The 11,847-nt window shown below is 71.3% G+C and carries 12 protein-coding genes; all 12 read left to right on the forward strand.

The genetic code is table 11. The features are described 5' to 3' along the window. Window positions 1–122 precede the first annotated feature (122 nt). The 12 genes from EDD33_RS01685 (at window position 123) to nuoK (ending at window position 11,791) form a co-directional block, all read left to right on the forward strand. Window positions 123–812, forward strand: a complete 690-nt coding sequence (locus EDD33_RS01685; protein WP_123388855.1) for a demethylmenaquinone methyltransferase — start codon at window positions 123–125, stop codon at window positions 810–812. A 189-nt stretch (window positions 813–1,001) separates the two neighbouring features. Then, a complete protein-coding gene (locus EDD33_RS01690) occupies window positions 1,002–1,361 on the forward strand; it encodes an NADH-quinone oxidoreductase subunit A (protein WP_056536042.1) in 360 nt (119 codons plus the stop codon). Window positions 1,362–1,393: 32 nt separating this feature from the next. Further along, window positions 1,394–1,948, forward strand: a complete 555-nt coding sequence (locus EDD33_RS01695; protein ID WP_056536045.1) for a NuoB/complex I 20 kDa subunit family protein — start codon at window positions 1,394–1,396, stop codon at window positions 1,946–1,948. After that, a complete protein-coding gene (locus EDD33_RS01700) occupies window positions 1,945–2,700 on the forward strand; it encodes an NADH-quinone oxidoreductase subunit C (RefSeq protein ID WP_123388856.1) in 756 nt (251 codons plus the stop codon). The genes EDD33_RS01695 and EDD33_RS01700 overlap by 4 nt, the downstream gene beginning before the upstream one ends. Next, window positions 2,700–4,052, forward strand: coding sequence for an NADH-quinone oxidoreductase subunit D (locus EDD33_RS01705; protein WP_123388857.1), 1,353 nt, complete (start codon window positions 2,700–2,702; stop codon window positions 4,050–4,052). Before EDD33_RS01700 ends, EDD33_RS01705 begins: the two co-directional genes overlap by 1 nt. After that, window positions 4,049–4,975, forward strand: coding sequence for an NADH-quinone oxidoreductase subunit NuoE (gene nuoE, locus EDD33_RS01710; protein ID WP_123388858.1), 927 nt, complete (start codon window positions 4,049–4,051; stop codon window positions 4,973–4,975). Before EDD33_RS01705 ends, nuoE begins: the two co-directional genes overlap by 4 nt. Continuing rightward, window positions 4,972–6,291, forward strand: coding sequence for an NADH-quinone oxidoreductase subunit NuoF (gene nuoF / locus EDD33_RS01715; RefSeq protein ID WP_211332376.1), 1,320 nt, complete (start codon window positions 4,972–4,974; stop codon window positions 6,289–6,291). Before nuoE ends, nuoF begins: the two co-directional genes overlap by 4 nt. Next, a complete protein-coding gene (locus EDD33_RS01720) occupies window positions 6,288–8,786 on the forward strand; it encodes an NADH-quinone oxidoreductase subunit G (RefSeq protein ID WP_123388859.1) in 2,499 nt (832 codons plus the stop codon). Before nuoF ends, EDD33_RS01720 begins: the two co-directional genes overlap by 4 nt. Before the next feature lie 5 nt (window positions 8,787–8,791). Beyond that, a complete protein-coding gene (gene nuoH / locus EDD33_RS01725; protein WP_123392886.1) occupies window positions 8,792–10,132 on the forward strand; it encodes an NADH-quinone oxidoreductase subunit NuoH in 1,341 nt (446 codons plus the stop codon). Continuing rightward, window positions 10,132–10,704 (forward strand): NADH-quinone oxidoreductase subunit NuoI, encoded by a 573-nt coding sequence (gene nuoI / locus EDD33_RS01730; RefSeq protein WP_056536054.1) that lies wholly within the window; start codon window positions 10,132–10,134, stop codon window positions 10,702–10,704. The genes nuoH and nuoI overlap by 1 nt, the downstream gene beginning before the upstream one ends. Continuing rightward, window positions 10,701–11,495, forward strand: a complete 795-nt coding sequence (locus EDD33_RS01735; RefSeq protein ID WP_123388860.1) for an NADH-quinone oxidoreductase subunit J — start codon at window positions 10,701–10,703, stop codon at window positions 11,493–11,495. The genes nuoI and EDD33_RS01735 overlap by 4 nt, the downstream gene beginning before the upstream one ends. Continuing rightward, complete coding sequence (gene nuoK, locus EDD33_RS01740; RefSeq protein WP_056536057.1) at window positions 11,492–11,791, forward strand: NADH-quinone oxidoreductase subunit NuoK; 300 nt, start codon at window positions 11,492–11,494, stop codon at window positions 11,789–11,791. The genes EDD33_RS01735 and nuoK overlap by 4 nt, the downstream gene beginning before the upstream one ends. Window positions 11,792–11,847: the final 56 nt, after the last annotated feature.

Below are 11,847 nucleotides of genomic sequence, written 5' to 3' on the forward strand. Positions count from 1 at the left end.
TCCACGAGACCCACCCGACCCACCCGACCCACCCGACATGCGCCCCATCCTCACCCGCGGAGGGCCCGGACGGTGGAGGACGCACCGGGAAGGCCCGGGGTCCTGGGGCCTAGGGTTCGGGGGTGACCCGCGCGAGCCTGGCCAAGCGACCTGCCGAGGTGCAGGCGATGTTCGACGACGTGGCCAAGCGCTACGACCTCACCAACGACGTGCTCTCGCTGGGCCAGGACCGCCGCTGGCGGCACGCCGTGGTGCGCGCCGTCGACCCGCGGCCGGGGGAGCGGGTGCTCGACCTCGCGGCCGGGACGGGCACGTCCTCGCAGCCGTTCCGAGACCTCGGCGCCGAGGTGGTCCCCTGCGACTTCTCGGTCGGGATGCTCCGGGTCGGCAAGCAGGCCCGCCCGGCGCTGCCCTTCACGGCCGGCGACGCCACCCGGCTGCCCTTCGCCGACGACAGCTTCGACGCGGTGACCATCTCCTTCGGCCTGCGCAACGTCGTCGACCCGGACGCCGGCCTGCGCGAGATGCTGCGCGTCACCCGGCCCGGCGGCCGGCTGGTGGTCTGCGAGTTCTCCAGCCCCACCAACGCGGCCTTCCGCACCGTCTACCTCAACTACCTGATGCGAGCGCTGCCGCCGATCGCCCGGGGGGTCTCGTCGAGCCCCGACGCCTACGTCTACCTCGCCGAGTCGATCCGCGAGTGGCCCGACCAGCCGGCCCTGGCGGCCCGTCTGGAGACCGCCGGCTGGCGGGCGCCGCAGTGGCGCAACCTCTCCGGCGGCATCGTGGCGCTGCACCGCGCCACGGCCTAGCGCCTCGTAATTAGGCAAGCCCGCCGTGCGTTAAATCCGCTGGTCAGGGGGCTGTCGGACCCGTCTGTCAGGGTGGCGGGGCAGGTTCGCCAACTGTGACGTGGGCCTCTATGCTGGGCCGTCGTCGGAGTTCGTGAAGAACTTCACAACTGCACCAACGCTGATGATCGAGCTGGTCCGAGGGGGATCATGGAGCTCTACACGCCCGTGCTGGCACTGGCGGCCCTGGCCGCCGGCTTCGCAGTCTTCTCCGTCGTCGTCAGCTCGCTCACGGGTCCGGCGCGCGCCAACCGCGCCAAGCTGGACTCCTACGAGTGCGGCATCGAGCCCACGCCCCAGCCCGTCGGCGGGGGTCGTTTCCCGGTGCGGTACTACATCACCGCGATGATGTTCATCATCTTCGACATCGAGATCGTCTTTCTCTACCCCATCGCCGTGGCCTTCGACCAGATGGCGTTGTTCGGCCTGATCGAGATGGTGCTGTTCATCATCCCGGTCTTCGTCGCCTACACCTACGTGTGGAAGCGCGGCGGGCTGGAGTGGGACTAGTGGTCCTCACCGGACCGGTTTGGTTGTGAGTCATGGGACTTGAGGAGAAGCTCCCCAGCGGGGTGCTGCTGACCACCGTCGAGGGCGTCGCGGGCTACATGCGCAAGGCGTCGTTCTGGCCGGCCACGTTCGGACTGGCCTGCTGCGCCATCGAGATGATGACCAGCGGCGGTCCGAAGTACGACCTCGCGCGCTTCGGCATGGAGGTCTTCCGGGCCAGCCCGCGCCAGGCCGACCTGATGATCGTCGCCGGTCGGGTCAGCCAGAAGATGGCCCCGGTGCTGCGCCAGATCTACGACCAGATGGCCGAGCCCAAGTGGGTGCTGGCCATGGGTGTGTGCGCCAGCTCCGGCGGCATGTTCAACAACTACTCGATCGTGCAGGGCGTGGACCACGTCGTCCCCGTCGACATGTACCTCCCCGGCTGCCCGCCGCGGCCCGAGATGCTCATCGACGCGATCCTCAAGCTGCACGACCAGGTCCAGGCCACCAAGCTCGGCCCGAACCGCCTGGCCGAGATCGAGGAGCAGGAGACCGCCGGGCTCAACGCGCTGCCGACCGGGCAGCTGAAGGGCCTGATGAGGTGAGCGACGACACGACCGGCACCAACCCCGAGACCCGCGCCGAGCCCGGGACCGAGGTCGACAGCACCGACCGGATGCCCGAGAACGTCCCCGACCACGAGGGCGAGCAGATCGGCCGCCGCCAGGGCATGTTCGGCGTCCGCGGCACCGGCGACACCTCCGGCTACGGCGGCCTCGACCGCCCGGTGCAGATGCCGGGCAGCACCCCGCCCCCCTACGGCGGCTGGATGGACGACGTCGCGGCCGCGCTGGCCGAGGCCGCCCGCTCCGCCGGCGTCGAGTCGGCGGTCGAGCGCGTCGTGGTCCACCGCGGCGAGATCACCTTCTTCGTGCGGCGCGAGCACCTGCGTGCCCTGGCCGCCCGGCTCCGTGACGACGACGCCCTGCGCTTCGAGCTGTGCTCGGGCGTCAGCGGCGTGCACTACCCCGACGACCGCGGCCGCGAGCTGCACGTCGTCTACCACCTGCTGTCGATGACCCACAACCGCCGCGTGCGGATCGAGGTCACGGCACCGGACGCCGATCCCCACGTGCCGAGCGTGGTGGCGACGTACCCGACGGCTGACTGGCACGAGCGCGAGGTCTTCGACTTCTTCGGCGTGGTCTTCGACGGCCACCCGGCGCTGACGCGCATCCAGATGCCGGACGACTGGCCGGGCCACCCCCAGCGCAAGGACTACCCCCTGGGCGGCATCCCGGTCGAGTACAAGGGCGGGACGGTCCCCCCGCCCGACCAGCGGAGGAGCTACAACTGATGAGCTCGACCACCGAAGCACCGGACCCGTACGCCGCCACCGAGGCCGAGACCAGCCAGGGCCGCGTCTTCACCGTCACCGGCCAGGACTGGGACTCGATCACCCAGGGCATCGACGACGAGCACGACAACAAGGTCGTGGTCAACATGGGTCCGCAGCACCCCTCGACGCACGGGGTGCTCCGCCTGATCCTCGAGCTCGAGGGCGAGACGGTCACCGAGGCCCGCTGCGGCATCGGCTACCTCCACACCGGCATCGAGAAGAACATGGAGTACCGCTCCTGGGTGCAGGGCGTCACCTTCTGCACCCGGATGGACTACCTCTCGCCGTTCTACAACGAGATGACCTACTGCATGGGCGTCGAGCGGCTGCTCGACATCGAGGCCGACATCCCCGAGAAGGCCCAGGTCATGCGGGTGCTCCTGATGGAGCTCAACCGCATCTCCTCCCACCTGGTGGCCATCGCCACCGGCGGCATGGAGATCGGCGCGCTGACCGTGATGACGATCGGGTTCCGCGAGCGCGAGCTGGTCCTCGACCTGTTCGAGCTGATCACCGGGCTGCGGATGAACCACGCGTTCATCCGTCCCGGCGGTGTCGCCCAGGACATGCCGGCCGGCGGCATCGACGCCATCCGCGACTTCGTGACGCTGATGAAGAAGCGCCTGCCCGAGTACGCCGCGCTGTGCAACGCCAACCCGATCTTCAAGGCCCGCCTGCAGGGCGTCGGCCACCTCGACCTGGCCGGCTGCCTGGCGCTGGGCATCACCGGTCCGGTGCTGCGCTCGACCGGCTACCCCTGGGACCTGCGCAAGACCCAGCCCTACTCCGGCTACGAGGACTACGAGTTCGACGTCCCGACCCGCGACTCGATGGACGCCTACGGCCGCTTCCGGATCCGCGTCGACGAGATGTGGGAGTCGCTGAAGATCGTCGAGCAGGCCACCAACCGGCTGGCCGACCTCGAGGGCGCGCCGGTCATGGTCGGCGACAAGAAGATCGCCTGGCCCAGCCAGCTGGCCATCGGCAGCGACGGCATGGGCAACAGCCTGGACCACATCAAGCACATCATGGGCGAGTCCATGGAGGCGCTGATCCACCACTTCAAGCTGGTGACCGAGGGCTTCCGGGTGCCGGCCGGGCAGGCCTACGTGCCGGTCGAGTCGCCGCGCGGCGAGCTGGGCGCCCACGTCGTCTCCGACGGCGGCACCCGCCCCTTCCGGGCGCACTTCCGCGACCCGTCCTTCGTCAACCTGCAGGCGACCTCGGTGATGAGCGAGGGCGGCCAGGTGGCCGACGTCATCGTCGCGATCGCCTCGATCGACCCCGTCATGGGAGGAGTGGACCGATGAGCCCCTCGGAGGAGGCCGGCCGCATCCCCGGCATGGACGACGACACCACTGCCGGTGCGGTCTCGACCACGCAGGTGACCGCCGACCGGCTGCCCGCGGCGACCTACGCCGAGCTCGAGCAGATCGCGGCGCGCTACCCGCAGGCGCGGTCGGGCCTGCTCCCGATGCTGCACCTCGTGCAGAGCGCCGAGGGGCAGGTCACCTCGCGCGGCATCGAGGCGTGCGCGGAGATCCTCGGCATCAGCGCGGCCGAGGTCAGCGGCGTGGCGACCTTCTACACGATGTACAAGCGCCGCCCCGTCGGCGACTACCACGTCGGGGTCTGCACCAACACGCTGTGCGCGATCATGGGCGGCGACCTGATCTTCGACCGCCTCAAGGACCACCTCGACCTCGGCAACGACGAGACCACCCCGGCCGAGGACGGTCGCCGCTCGATCACGCTCGAGCACATCGAGTGCAACGCCGCGTGCGACTACGCGCCGGTGATGACGGTCAACTGGGAGTTCATGGACAACATGACGCCCGAGTCGGCCACCAGCCTGGTCGACGACCTGCGCTCCGGCGCCGAGGTCACCTCGACGCGCGGGCCGCGGCTGGTGACCTGGCGCGAGGCCGAGCGCGTGCTCGCCGGGTTCCCCGACGACCTGGCCGACGAGGGCCCCTCCGCGGGGCCCGCGTCGCTGCTCGGGCGCGAGATCGCCCGGGAGCGCGGCTGGACCGCCCCCAGCGTGGAGGAGGCGGCGCAGGCCGCCGACGAGAAGGACCAGGGCGCCGACGCGGCCGAGGGAGAGACCACGGCCGACAAGGCCGGCGGGGCTCCCGAGTCGGCCGAGACGGAGTCGCAGGCGGCCGTCGCCGAGTCGGGTGCGGACGCCAAGCACGAGGACAACCCGCGCAACACCGGAGAGGGCGACGCGTGAGCACTCCCATCGACACCCTGACCCCCGTCCTGACCGACAACTGGGGCACCGAGCGCTCCTGGACCCTCGCGGCCTACGAGGCCCAGGGCGGCTACCGCGCGCTCCACAAGGCCCTGGCCATGGAGCCGGCCGCGGTCGTGGAGACCGTGAAGGCCTCCAACCTGCGCGGCCGGGGCGGGGCGGGCTTCCCGACCGGCATGAAGTGGGGCTTCATCCCGCAGGACAACCCCAACCCCACCTACCTCGTCGTCAACGCCGACGAGTCCGAGCCGGGCACCTGCAAGGACACCCCGCTCATGATGGCCACCCCCCACACCCTGGTCGAGGGCGTCATCATCAGCGCCTACGCGATCCGGGCCAGCCACGCCTTCATCTACGTCCGCGGCGAGATCCTCCACGTCATCCGCCGGCTGCAGCGGGCCGTGCAGGAGGCCTACCTCGCGGGCCACCTCGGCGCCGACATCCACGGCTCGGGCTACAGCCTCGAGCTGGTCGTCCACGCCGGCGCCGGCGCCTACATCTGCGGCGAGGAGACGGCGCTGCTCGACTCCCTCGAGGGTCGTCGCGGGCAACCGCGGCTGCGCCCGCCGTTCCCGGCGGTGGCGGGCCTGTACGCCAGCCCGACCGTCATCAACAACGTCGAGTCGATCGCCTCGGTGCCCAGCATCATCGACCGGGGCGCGGAGTGGTTCGCCTCGATGGGCACCGAGAAGTCCAAGGGCTACGGCATCTTCTCCCTCTCCGGCCACGTCACCAACCCCGGCCAGTTCGAGGCGCCGCTCGGCATCACGCTGCGCGAGCTGATCGAGCTCGCGGGCGGGATGCGGCAGGGCCACGAGCTGAAGTTCTGGACCCCCGGTGGGTCCTCGACCCCGCTGCTGACGGCCGAGCACCTCGACGTCCCCCTGGACTTCGAGGGCGTCGCCGGCGTCGGCTCGATGCTCGGCACCCGCGCGCTGCAGCTCTTCGACGAGACCACCTGCGTGGTCCGCGCGGTGCTGCGGTGGACGGAGTTCTACAAGCACGAGTCGTGCGGCAAGTGCACGCCGTGCCGCGAGGGCACCTGGTGGCTGGTGCAGACGCTGGCCAACCTCGAGCAGGGCAAGGGCTCGGAGTCCGACCTCGACCTGCTCGACGACGTCTGCGACAACATCCTGGGCCGCTCCTTCTGCGCGCTCGGTGACGGCGCCACCAGCCCGATCACGTCCTCGGTCCAGCACTTCCGCGACGAGTACCTCGCGCACCTGTCCCACGGCGGGTGCCCGTTCGACCGCGAGGCCTCCACCGTCTTCGCCCGCGAGGGAGCAAGCGCATGACGACCACCCCGGAGAGGTCGAAGGAGACCGCCCCGCAGCGTTCCGACGAGGTCACCGTGACCATCGACGGCGTCGAGGTCTCGGTCCCCAAGAACACGCTGGTGATCCGGGCGGCCGAGCAGATCGGCGTCCAGATCCCGCGCTTCTGCGACCACCCGCTGCTCGCGCCGGTCGGCGCCTGCCGGCAGTGCCTGGTCGACGTGCCCGACGGCGGCAACGGCCGGGCCATCCCCAAGCCGCAGGCCTCCTGCACGCTGACGGTCGCCGACGGCATGGTCGTCAACACCCAGGCCACCTCGCCCGTCGCCGACAAGGCGCAGCAGGGCGTGATGGAGCTGCTGCTGATCAACCACCCCCTCGACTGCCCGGTCTGCGACAAGGGCGGCGAGTGCCCGCTGCAGAACCAGGCGATGAGCAACGGTCGCGGCGAGACCCGCTTCACCGCCGAGAAGCGGCTCTACCCCAAGCCGATCAACATCTCCGCGCAGGTGCTGCTCGACCGTGAGCGCTGCGTGCTGTGCGCCCGCTGCACCCGCTTCTCCGAGCAGATCGCCGGTGACCCGTTCATCGCGCTGGTCGAGCGCGGGGCGCTGCAGCAGGTCGGCATCTACGAGAAGGAGCCCTTCGAGAGCTACTTCTCCGGCAACACGATCCAGATCTGCCCGGTCGGCGCGCTGACGTCCTCGGCGTACCGCTTCCGCTCGCGGCCCTTCGACCTGGTCTCGACCCCGTCGGTGGCCGAGCACGACGCCTGCGGCTCCGCGATCCGCGTCGACCACCGTCGCGGCAAGGTGATGCGCCGCCTGGCCGGCGACGACCCGCAGGTCAACGAGGAGTGGATCACCGACAAGGACCGCTTCGGATTCACCTGGGCCCGCCAGGACGACCGGCTGCGCCACCCCCAGGTCCGCGACACCGAGACCGGTGAGCTGCGCGCCGCGAGCTGGCCCGAGGCGTTCGCCGTGGCCGCGCGCGGCCTCGACGCCGCCCGCGAGGCCGGCGGGGTCGGTGTGCTGACCGGCGGCCGGCTCACGGCCGAGGACGCCTACGCCTACGCCAAGTTCGCCCGCGTCGCGCTCGGCACCAACGACGTGGACTTCCGGGCCCGTGCCCAGTCGGCCGAGGAGGCGGAGTTCCTGGCCGCCCACGTCGTCCTGTCCGGTCCCGGGTCGGGCGCGGTGACCTACGCCGACCTCGAGGCCGCCCGCTCGGTGCTGCTGGTCGGCTTCGAGCCCGAGGACGAGGCCGGCACGGTCTTCCTGCGGCTGCGCAAGGCCGTGCGCGGTGCGGCCGGCGCCAAGGTGTGGTCGATCGCGCCCTTCACCTCGCGTGGCCTGCACAAGCTGGCCGGCACCCTGGTCCCGACCCGTCCCGGCGACGAGGTGCGGGTCCTCGAGGGGCTGGCCCACAGCCCCGAGGTCCCCGTCGACGCCGGCTCCGTGGTGCTGGTCGGGGAGCGGCTCGCCGCCGTCCCCGGCGCGCTGGCGGCGGTCTCGGCCCTCGCCCGCACCACCGGCGCCCGGCTGGCCTGGGTGCCGCGCCGGGCCGGTGACCGCGGGGCGCTCGAGGTCGGCGCGCTCCCGACCCTGCTGCCCGGCGGCCGCCCCGTGGCCGACGCCGCGGCCCGGGTCGACCTGGCTGCGGCCTGGGGCGTCGAGAGCCTGCCCGAGACCCCCGGACGCGACACCGACGCGATCGTCGCTGCCGCCGCGGCCGGCGAGCTCGGCGGCCTGGTCGTGGGGGGCGTGGACCCCGCCGACCTCCCCGATCCGGCGCTGGCCCGGGCCGCCATCGAGCGTGCCTCCTTCGTGGTCTCGCTCGAGGTCCGCGAGTCCGACGTGACCCGCCTCGCCGACGTGGTGCTGCCCGTCGCCCCGCCGACCGACAAGGCCGGCACCTTCGTCAACTGGGAGGGACGCCTGCGCCACTTCGGCAAGGTGATGCACAACCCCTCCTCGCTGCCCGACGTGCGGGTGCTGGCCGGGATCGCCGAGGAGCTCGGCACCCCGCTCGGCCTGCGCACCCCCGAGCAGGCCTGGGACGAGATGGGCCAGATCGGCCCGTGGGACGGCGAGCGCGCCACGTCCGTGGCCGCGCCGGAGCACGACGCCGCCGCCGCGGTGTCCGCCCCGGCCGACTTCGACGGCTCGCTCGTGCTGGCCTCCTGGAAGCAGCAGCTCGACGACGGCCGGCTCCAGGACGGCGACGAGCCGATGCGGGCCACCGCCCGCAAGCCCGTGGTGCTCGTCGGAGCGGCGACGCTCGAGGCGCTCGGGGCCCGGGCCGGCGAACGGGTCACCCTCACCGGCCCGCTGGGCTCGGTCGAGCTGCCGATCGCCGTCTCCGACCTCGCCGAGGGCACCGTCTGGGCCCCCGCCAGCGCACCCGGCCTGTCAGTGCGCCACCTGGTCGGCCCGGCGGGCAGCCCGGTCTCGCTGACCGTGGGAGCCTCGACGGGCTCGAGCTCCCTCACCACCACCGGAGGCGACCAGTGAGCTCCATCCTCCCCGCCGTGCTCCCGATCGGGCTCCCCGTCCCGCTCGCGGACGCCGGGCTCGAGGCGTTCGGCAAGGACCCGATCTGGCTGGTGCTGCTCAAGGCCGTGCTGATCTTCGTGGTCCTCGTGCTGCTCACGCTGTTCAACATCTGGTGGGAGCGCCGGGTCGTCGCGCGGATGCAGCACCGCATCGGCCCCAACCGCCACGGTCCCTTCGGGCTGCTGCAGAGCCTCGCCGACGGCGTGAAGCTGGCGCTGAAGGAGGACATCATCCCGAAGGCGGCCGACAAGCTGGTCTTCGTGATCGCGCCGGTGATCGCGGTGATCCCGGCCTTCGTGACCTTCGCGGTGATCCCGTTCGGGCCCGAGGTCGAGGTCCCCTTCACCGACATCACCACCCCGCTGCAGCTCACCGACATGCCGGTCGCGGTCATCTTCGTGATGGCGATCGCCTCGATCGGCATCTACGGCATCGTGCTCGGCGGCTGGTCCAGCGGGTCGACGTACTCCCTGCTGGGCGGGCTGCGCTCGAGCGCCCAGATGATCTCCTACGAGGTCGCGATGGGCCTGGCCCTCGTCGCGGTCTTCCTGCACGCCGGCTCGATGTCGACCTCGCAGATCGTGGCCGCGCAGAGCGACGTGTGGTTCGTCTTCACGCTCATCCCCTCGTTCGTGATCTACGTGATCGCGATGGTGGGGGAGACCAACCGCGCGCCGTTCGACCTCCCCGAGGCCGAGGGTGAGCTGGTCGGTGGCTTCCACACCGAGTACAGCTCGCTGAAGTTCGCGCTGTTCTTCCTCGCCGAGTACATCAACATGGCCACCGTCTCGGCCCTGGCCACGACGCTCTTCCTCGGCGGCTGGCGCGCCCCCTTCGGGATCGCGCAGGTCTGGGAGGGCGCCAACGAGGGCTACTGGCCCTTCATCTGGTTCATGGGCAAGACCCTGGCCTTCATCTTCATGTTCATCTGGCTGCGCGGCTCGCTGCCGCGGCTGCGCTACGACCAGTTCATGGCCTTCGGCTGGAAGGTCCTCATCCCGGTCTCGATCGTGTGGATCGTGGCCGTCGCCGCCATCCGCGTGGTGGACCTGCAGGGCGGCTTCGACCGTCGCTGGCTGATCGGCGCCGCCGCGGTGCTGGCCCTGCTGGTGGTCGTGCTGATGTTCGTCCCCGAGCGGCAGCAGCCCGAGCCGGTGGCCGACGACGAGCCGTTCGACGCCTTCGCCGGCGGCTACCCCGTCCCCCCGATGCCCGGCCAGGACACCGCCGGCGCCGGTCGCACCGGCTCCACCTCGCTGAGCAGCACCGGCTCATCCACCCCCGACGCAGGAGGCACGCGCTGATGGCGACGCTCAAGGAGCAGCTCTGGGACCCGGTCGCCGGGTTCGGCGTCACCTTCCGGACCATGTTCCGCAAGGTGGTCACCGAGCAGTACCCCGAGCAGAAGGAGCCCACGGCGCCCCGCTTCCACGGGCGCCACCAGCTCAACCGGTGGCCCGACGGCCTGGAGAAGTGCATCGGCTGCGAGCTGTGCGCCTGGGCCTGCCCGGCGGACGCGATCTACGTCGAGGGCGCGTCCAACGACGACGGCGCGGGGGACGGCTCCGGCCGGTTCTCGCCCGGCGAGCGCTACGGCCGCGTCTACCAGATCAACTACCTGCGCTGCATCCTGTGCGGGCTGTGCATCGAGGCGTGCCCGACGCGCGCGCTCACGATGACCAACGAGTACGAGCTGGCCGACAACAACCGCGCCGACCTCATCTACGAGAAGAGCGACCTGCTCGCGCCGCTGCTGCCCGGCATGGAGCAGCCGCCGCACGCGATGCGGCTCGGCGCCGACGAGGGTGACTACTACCGCGGCACCCTGCGCCGGCAGGACGCCCCGGAGGAGACGCCGGGAGGAACCACGCCGTGATCGCCTTCTGGATCCTGGCCCCGGTGATGGTGGTGTGCGCCCTCGGGCTGCTGTTCGCCCGCAAGGCGGTGCACTGCGCCCTGCTGCTGGCGGTCGTGATGATCAGCCTCGCCGTGCTGTACGCCGTCCAGGACGCGCCGTTCCTCTTCGCCATCCAGATCATCGTCTACACCGGCGCCATCTTGATGCTGTTCCTGTTCGTGCTGATGCTCGTCGGCGTCGACGCCTCGGACTCCGTGGTCGAGACGATCCGTGGCCAGCGCGTGCTCGCCACCATCGTCGGCCTGCTGTTCGGGGTCACCCTCGTGGTCGGCATCGCCCAGGTGAGCGTCGGCACGGTCGTCGGTCTCGACGAGGCCAACGCCGAGGGCAACGTGATCGGCATCGCGCGGGTGCTGTTCACCAAGTACGTCTTCGCCTTCGAGGTCACCTCCGCGCTGCTGATCACCGCTGCCCTGGGTGCGATGGTGCTCGCCCACCGCGAGCGGCTCACCCCCAAGCTGGGCCAGGCCGAGGTCGCCGCCCAGCGGATGCGCGACTACGCCGAGCACGGCAAGCACCTCGGCCCGCTGCCCTCCCCGGGCGTCTTCGCCCGCCACAACGCGGTCGACACCCCCGCCCTGCTGCCCGACGGCAGCGTGGCCGAGTCCTCGATCTCGCGGGTGCTCGCCGCCCGTGGGTCGGTCAACAACGCCCCGGGCAGCGCGCGCCAGGTGCAGCGCCTCGGCGGCGGCGACCAGGACGTGCCCGAGCGCGACGACTCCTCCGACGCGGGGGGTGCGGGCCGATGAGCGTCACCCCCTTCATCGTGCTCAGCGCGATCCTGTTCACCATCGGTGCGGTCGGCGTGCTCACGCGCCGCAACGCGATCGTGGTGTTCATGTGCGTGGAGCTGATGCTCAACGCCAGCAACCTCGCGCTGATCACCTTCGCCAAGGCCAACGGCAACCTCGACGGGCAGATCGCGGCGTTCTTCGTCATGGTCGTCGCCGCCGCCGAGGTCGTGGTCGGGCTCGCGATCATCATGACCATCTTCCGCACGCGTCGCTCCGCCTCGGTCGACGACGCCAGCCTGCTGAAGTACTAAGGGGCACTCCACGTGATCTCAACTGCGATCGACGTCCTCGCCGCGGAGGGTGGACA

This window comes from Nocardioides aurantiacus (assembly GCF_003752505.1).
Classification (GTDB): domain Bacteria; phylum Actinomycetota; class Actinomycetes; order Propionibacteriales; family Nocardioidaceae; genus Marmoricola; species Marmoricola aurantiacus.